Source organism: bacterium, assembly GCA_026398675.1.
Taxonomy (GTDB): domain Bacteria; phylum RBG-13-66-14; class RBG-13-66-14; order RBG-13-66-14; family RBG-13-66-14; genus RBG-13-66-14.
Genome location: JAPLSK010000237.1, coordinates 1 through 1963, shown reverse-complemented (window position 1 = coordinate 1963; position 1963 = coordinate 1). Strand labels below are relative to the sequence as shown.

At 64.3% G+C, this 1963-nt stretch carries 2 protein-coding genes and 1 tRNA gene; all 3 read right to left on the bottom strand.

Annotation, left to right across the window (positions count from 1 at the left end; genetic code table 11):
- The coding region (locus NTW26_07515) for a hypothetical protein (protein MCX7022101.1) at positions 1-285 on the bottom strand (285 nt) is incomplete at its 3' end.
- On the bottom strand, positions 282-1316 hold the full coding sequence (locus NTW26_07510; GenBank protein ID MCX7022100.1) for a rod shape-determining protein: 1035 nt from the start codon (positions 1314-1316) through the stop codon (positions 282-284). The genes NTW26_07515 and NTW26_07510, both read right to left, overlap by 4 nt.
- Positions 1317-1508: 192 nt before the next feature.
- A tRNA-Arg gene (locus NTW26_07505) sits at positions 1509-1585 on the bottom strand.
- Positions 1586-1963 lie beyond the last annotated feature (378 nt).

Sequence of the window (1963 nt, the reverse complement as noted above, 5' to 3'; positions counted from 1 at the left end):
CAACTCGGCGCGCAGGCGACCGTTCTCCTCCCGCTCCTCCCTCGAAATGAGCTCCGAGAGCGTGAACTCGGCCTCGCGGGATGACTCCTCCAGGCGCACCTCCTCCCCGGAGAAGAAGCGAGACCAGCGCTCGCCCAGGAGGGCCAGCTCCGCCCTCGCCCCGGCCAGCTCACCCCGCAGACGGGTGAGCGGCTCGAACCCGGTGAGGTCGGCCCAGACGGCAACCGCGCCCGCCAGGATCACCGGCACCACGAGGTAGGCCAACGACCGCTTTTCGCCGGTCATCGCCGATTCTCTTTGAGGATCACCTTGTGGAACGCTTCCGGATTCTCCAGCACCTTTCCCGCCCCGGCGACCACGGTCGTGAGCGGGTTGTCCACCAGGTGGATGGTGAGGTCGGTCTCCCGGTGCAACAGCTCGCTCAGGCCGCGCAGCATTGAGCCGCCGCCGGTCATGTAGATGCCGCGGTCCACGATGTCCGCCGCCAGCTCGGGCGGGGTCTGCTCCAGGGTCCGGTGCACGGCGCGCAGGATGGCGCTCACCGGCTCACTCAGCGCCTCCCGGATTTCGGTGGAGGTGACGGAGAGGGTCCGGGGCACGCCCTCGACGATGTCCCGCCCCCGGATGTCCATCGTCTCCTTCTTCTCCAGGGGGAACGCGCTGCCGATCTGGAGCTTGATCCGTTCGGCGGTCTGCTCTCCGACCAGAAGGTTGTACGTCTTTCGCAGGTACTTGTCTATGGCCACGTCCATCTCGTCGCCGCCGATGCGGATGCTTGTATGGGTGACGATGCCGGAGAGGGAAATGACCGCCATCTCGGTGGTTCCGCCGCCGATGTCGATGATGATGTTGCCCACCGGCTCGTGGACGGGGAGCCCCGCGCCCACGGCCGCGGCCATGGGCTCGTAAATCATGAGCACTTCGCGCGCCCCGGCGTGCGTCGCCGAGTCGCGCACCGCGCGCTTCTCCACCTCCGTTATCCCCGAGGGCACGCAGACCAGAACGCGCGGATGAACGAAGAAACGCCGCCCATGGCTCTTCGTAATGAAATACTTCAGCATCCGCTCGGTGACCTCGAAGTCGGCGATGACCCCGTCGCTCATCGGGCGCAGGGCGCGAATCGCCTCCGGGGTGCGGCCGAGCATTATCTTGGCCTCGAGGCCCACCGCCATCACGGCGCCGGTATCCCGGCGCATGGCGACCACCGTGGGCTCGTCTATCACGACGCCCCGGTCCTTCAGATAGACCAGGGTGTTGGCCGTCCCCAGGTCTATGGCCAGGTCGTGGCTGAAGAAACTCAAGAACGGTCTGAACAAATCGCTGGCCCCCGCTGGAAAAACTATGCCGCCGGTGACCCTCCGATGATACTAAAGACCCCCGCGCGGGAAAAGCCCCGTCCGACCTCACGGAGTATCAGCCGGCAACCGGGCGGTCAAAAACGACTTTTATTTTACAACATTCCGCTCCCATACACGCGAAAAACGGACCCCTCGGGGTCCGTCGTCGTCTGGCGCGCCCGGCAGGATTCGAACCTGCGGCCTACGGATTCGTAGTCCGGCGCTCTATCCATCTGAGCTACGGGCGCCTCATCCCCCCCATCCCCCCCATCTTGGGGGGGCACAGTCGCGGGGGAAATCTATCTCAATTCGACAATCACCACCGCGTGCGGGACGGTTTTCAAATTCCCTAGTCCGTACCCCCCATCCCCCCCATCTCGGGGGGGCACAGTCGCGGGGGGAATCTATCTCAATTCAACACCCATCGCCGCGTGCGATGTGTCTTTTTATTATAAACAGCTCGCGGCGGAAACCCCTCGAACATTTAAACCTGTCGTCGCGGAACAGCGGTCCAGCGCGCTGCGTTAAAAAGGCATTCCAAAATTATTCAAGAGCACCGCTCGCGGCGGTAACTTCTCGACAACCACCGACTCTCACCGCGGAACCGGGATGCAACGCCCCGCGTT